At 40.6% G+C, this 3,415-nt stretch carries 3 protein-coding genes; all 3 read right to left on the reverse strand.

What is annotated here, in order from left to right; all coding sequences use genetic code 11:
- Window positions 1-77: 77 nt before the first annotated feature.
- Genes ACQRCC_RS15390 through ACQRCC_RS15400 form a run of 3 tightly spaced genes read right to left on the reverse strand, consistent with a single transcriptional unit; the run spans window position 78 to window position 3,283 of the window.
- Window positions 78-1,091: a tyrosine-type recombinase/integrase gene (locus ACQRCC_RS15390; RefSeq protein WP_427851625.1), complete on the reverse strand. Its 1,014-nt coding sequence runs from the start codon at window positions 1,089-1,091 to the stop codon at window positions 78-80.
- Window positions 1,072-2,055, reverse strand: coding sequence for a tyrosine-type recombinase/integrase (locus ACQRCC_RS15395; protein WP_427851626.1), 984 nt, complete (start codon window positions 2,053-2,055; stop codon window positions 1,072-1,074). The genes ACQRCC_RS15390 and ACQRCC_RS15395 overlap by 20 nt, the downstream gene beginning before the upstream one ends.
- Entirely contained in the window at window positions 2,048-3,283 is a 1,236-nt protein-coding gene (locus ACQRCC_RS15400) for a site-specific integrase (RefSeq protein WP_427851627.1), read from the reverse strand. Before ACQRCC_RS15400 ends, ACQRCC_RS15395 begins: the two co-directional genes overlap by 8 nt.
- Between the last annotated feature and the right edge of the window lie 132 nt (window positions 3,284-3,415).

Here is a 3,415-nt window from a genome sequence, read left to right on the forward strand (position 1 = left end):
GATGTTATGCCGAGATACGTCCGGTATTTGTAGGATTTATCCGTGTTTTTACGTTCTGAACTCGGCATAATACTTCTCTATTTTAAGGAATTTAAGAACTGTAAAAGGTCTTTGTCTTTGTTCCAGTCAGGAATATTAGTCTCGTCAGTAACTTTAGGGGCAAGCGCATTGATTGCATCATTTTTCAGACGGTTATCAGCTCTTACGTAAATCATCGTCGTAGAAATATCTTCATGTCCGAGAAAATCTCTGATATAGACGATGTTGATACCAGCCTCCAACATATGCATTGCCTTCGAGTGCCGAAACATATGGCAATGCACATGTTCCGGGAATGTTACATCTTCTTTATGAAGTGCATCTGCATATTTTTTGACGATATAAGAAATACCATCACGGTCAATCTTGTGATGATAACGGTTAGTGATCAACGGATCTGTTCCAACAGCGTATGAACGATACCGGCTAAGATAGTTTCCAACAAGCTTTGCTGTCGCATCTGATAACACGACTGTCCGATACTTGTTACCTTTCCCGTGTAATCTTACAGTTGTAACAGAACCTAACGATACATCTGCTATCGTGATATCACACAATTCCTGGACTCTACACCCACTGTCATACAGAAGTGTCAGGATTACCCGATGCCTGAATCCGGTGGATGAATTAATATCAGGACTGTTGATAAGAGATGACATTTGTTTCACCGTCAGGAAAGATACTTCTTTCGGTGTAGCCTTTTTGGCCTTGATCCCGGAGACATTCTGTAATGGGGCAATGTATTCGATGTTTTCCAGTTGTGCATAATCGCTGAAGGCTTTTAATGCAGCCAGTCTTTGGTTTGCAGCCGATATACCAGCTCCACTGTTCCGATACCATTCCAGAAATTCAATGACAATCTCACGTTTGAAGTCTTTGATATAAAAAGAATTCGGTGAAATTCCTTTTTCTTCTTTTAAAAATCGCAGGAACAGTTTCAGGGTATCCCTGTAACTGAGAACGGTATTCTTGGAATAGCATCTGTGATGCGGCAGGTAATCTGTCAGAAATCCTGTAACCAGACAGGCAAAATCAGTAGAATTCGTGTTCATTGATCTCTGCCTCCTTGATCAGATCGGGAAAAGATTCCTTCATCCGTTCTTTTATATATGGAAACCGTTCCGCCGTAAGTTTCATATAATACGCTGTTTCCTCAAAACTTTCATGTCCAAGCATTGTCCGCATATAAGGAAGATACGCAATAAGATCTTTTCCTTCATCAGTCCATTTACGGAGAAGGTTCACACAATAAGTGTGGCGAAAGTCATGAATACGAGGTCCTTTTCCGGTGTGGGAGATACCAGCCTGCTCCAGATATCGTCTGAAGTTTTTATATACATTCCCCAAGGTCATTGGTTTCCCCGGAAGTATCATAAAGAAATATTCGTCATCGGGTGAAGTGACATGGATTTTTTCTTTTAGTTCCTTACACTTAATTATAAGCAAAGGATGGATTGGAATAAGCCTTTCTTTATGGTTTTTAGCCTCGTGGACATTGATATATCCTTCTTCGAGATTGATATCACGTATTCTGGCAAGACGCAGTTCCGAAACACGCATTCCACTGGTGTATAGGATTCGGAAAAAGACCGGCATAACATCACTGCGGTATGGGCAGGAATCAGGCACAGACTTGCTTTTATCAACTGCATCAAAAAAGCTCTGAAGTTCCTCATCTGTATAGATATGTGCATCATATCTTATCCGTTTTTTTGTGATCCCCTTGGGTGGAATATATGCCGGAATACCTATATCGTTGAGATATCTGCAGAAAACACGCATGATACTGATGCGGCTTGCCTGATTCGTAACGGTTTCATAAGTTCTTTTTCTGCACCATAGATCACACAGCTCTTTGGTGATACATTTTTCAGAAAGGTTGTTTTTACATAAAAAAGTGTCAATGCGCCGCAGGGAACCTGCCTCTGATTCATAAGAGAATCCAAGCGCACGTTTTAATTCTATAAGATCATGGATCTCCTTTTGAAAAATGCTGTTATAGACCTCTTTATTCATGGCAGGAATCCTCCGGTGAAAGCACACATTCGGCCAGTTTCTTCAGGTCTGTCTTCAGATAAACAGCCGTCACATCGGAATCGGAGTGCCCAAGGATATCTGTAATGATCGGAAGCGGTGTTTCCATTTCTAGAAGCATGGAGCCGGCGGAATGTCTTAAAGAATGAAATCCGGAATGTTTTTTTGTGCGCTGATCGATACCTGCTTTCCTCATGTATCTTACAAGCTGTTGCTGCATATGGTTTTCGTCACCGATAGGATCAAATGGAGGCATATGTTTCAGGAACACATGGTCCGTTTCATAATACTGAGGGCGTCCGTTTTTGATATAATCAATCACCGCCCAGCCTATTGCATCAGGTATTGGCAAGGTCAATGGTTTATGTGTTTTGTGCTGTATGAGGGACAGCTTTTTATCTTCCCAGTTAAAGTTCTGGAAACGCAGATTTTTGATGTCTCCAATCCGAAGACCAAGAACACACGCAAGAAGGATCATCGCATAGTCACGTTTTCCTATAGGACTGTTCCTGTCAATGGCCGCAAGCATTGCTTTCAGTTCATCGAGTTTCCATACGGAAGGTATTTTGGCACTTTTAGAAACAGCAGGCATATGGATATTTACGGCATAATCAATGGCAAGGACTTCGGTCGAATAAAGAAAACGCAGGAAGTGTCTGATTCCACAAACATTCAGCTCTATGGTTTTAAAACTATAGCCAGCCAGCGTTTTCAGATAAGAATTGCAGATATCCATTGTGATACTTTTTGCCGATTCTATTTTCCGTTGCTGGAGATAATCCATGAAAACCATAGAAATGCTTTTATAATGTCCGACCGTACTCGCTGACAATTCCGTTGAATCCAGGAAATTCGTATAATCCGTAAATACAGCTGAATAATACACATTCAGCGTAATGGGATTTTTGGATGCATAGTATCTTCTGGTAAGCACCCGGTGAAGACGATAGTCTTCCAGCATATGAACAACACGGAGAAGCTGAACTCTCTGCTGAGAAAGTGTTCCATCATTATATTTAGTGATGAAGCCGTATTGGTTTTCGAGATATTTAATCCCTCGTTCCATGTCGTATTCGGTATTTCCGTATTCTTTCGTAAGAAAGCATTGGATCTTATTCCATTCTCTTTCATAGAAGCGGATAGTCGCAGGCGTATAGTTGTTTTCCTGTAACAGTTGTTTTAATCCTTCTGTAATCATTTCAAGATTCATGAGTTTCTGACTCCTTTCTTTTTAATGATTACAGAATAACAAAGAGTGGTATTTTTACTTGTATTATGCCGAGATAAATTTTCAAAAATCACGTATTTACGCGGAGAATCAGTGTCAAATCGGCATAAGGTT

It is taken from the genome of Sporofaciens sp. SGI.106, assembly GCF_050314255.1.
Taxonomy (GTDB): Bacteria; Bacillota; Clostridia; order Lachnospirales; family Lachnospiraceae; genus Claveliimonas.

Excerpts from the sequence above, each read along its gene's own strand:
- ACQRCC_RS15390 (WP_427851625.1), bottom strand. The coding sequence starts at position 1,091 with ATGAACACGAATTCTACTGATTTTGCCTGTCTGGTTACAGGATTTCTG.
- ACQRCC_RS15395 (WP_427851626.1), bottom strand. The coding sequence starts at position 2,055 with ATGAATAAAGAGGTCTATAACAGCATTTTTCAAAAGGAGATCCATGAT.
- ACQRCC_RS15400 (WP_427851627.1), bottom strand. The coding sequence starts at position 3,283 with ATGAATCTTGAAATGATTACAGAAGGATTAAAACAACTGTTACAGGAA.